This is a genomic window from Streptomyces sp. SID5785 (assembly GCF_009870065.1).
Classification (GTDB): Bacteria; Actinomycetota; Actinomycetes; order Streptomycetales; family Streptomycetaceae; genus Streptomyces.
Window position 1 is genome coordinate 1 of the sequence record NZ_WWIA01001087.1, and the last position, 731, is coordinate 731.

Genomic DNA, 731 nt, shown 5'->3' on the forward strand with positions numbered 1-731 from the left:
GTGTTCCAGTCCGGGAGGTAGTACGGGAGCTGCACGATCTCGGTGGAGCCGTCGTTGAGCGCGGCCGCGGCGAGCTTGGTGGGCTCGGAGCGGGCGACCCACGCGTCCTTCGCGGCATCGGTGGACGCCGGGATCTGCCCCGCCGACTCGTTCCACCGGGAGTTGGCCTCGTGAGAGGCGGCGTACTGGACGAACTTCCAGGCGGCGTCCTTGTTCTTCGAGGCCTTGAAGATGCCGAGACCGTCGACGGGGTTGGAGACCTGGACGCGCTTGCCGCCCGGCCCGGTCGGCTGCGGGATCCCCCGGAAACGATCCGCACCGAACGCCTTCACGTGATCCTGGTAGGAACCCAGATTGTGGTTGACCATGCCGATGGTGCCCTGGTCCCACTGGGCCACCATCTTCGTGAAGTCGTTGTTCAGATCCGCCGACGGCGTCACCTTCTTGTACAGCGCCGCGTACTTCTCCAGCGCCGCCACGTTCCGCGGATCGTTCAACGTCGTCCTCTTCCCCGACGCATCCCAGAACGACGTGATCCCCGACTGCCCGTACATCGCGTCGAAAGCCTGCGCGATCGACCCCGCACCACCCCGGATCGTGTACCCGAACGCGTTCTTCTTCGCATCCGTCAGCTTCCGCGCCGCCCGGTAGAAGGCGTCCCAGGTGAGGGGCTCCGGCAGGCCGGCCTTCTCGAACAGGTCCGTGCGGTAGTACAGGACGCCGTTGTTGGC

General features: G+C 66.3%; 1 protein-coding gene. It reads right to left on the reverse strand.

Annotation, left to right across the window (positions count from 1 at the left end; translation table 11 throughout):
• On the reverse strand, positions 1–731 hold a 731-nt coding region (locus GTW43_RS35045), incomplete at both ends, for an extracellular solute-binding protein (RefSeq protein WP_161306007.1).